Annotated in this window: 1 protein-coding gene; it reads right to left on the minus strand. The window is 47.8% G+C overall.

Going from position 1 to position 255, the window contains the following annotated elements:
- Nucleotides 1-255 (minus strand): RNA-guided endonuclease TnpB family protein (locus ACYQ2O_RS13520; protein ID WP_459796861.1); only part of this gene is annotated, 255 nt, incomplete at both ends.

Consider the following 255-nt stretch of genomic DNA (forward strand, 5'->3'; position numbering starts at 1 on the left):
CTTGGCCAATGCCAAGAGGTTTTTGCTGGCATTGATATCTCTGTCAAGGTATTCCCCGCATGTCGGGCAGTCCCACTCCCGGATATTGAGCGGCTTCTTGCCGTCTCGGTGTCCGCAACTCGAACAAGCCTGACTAGACGGATAGAACCGGTCTGCTTTGATAAGTGTCCGTCCTTTTTGCTTGGATTTATATTCTAATTGGCGGATGAATTCATACCATCCTGCATCACCAATGCTTTTTGCCAGTTTATGATT

The sequence above is a fragment of the Alkalibacterium sp. m-11 genome (genome assembly GCF_054658155.1).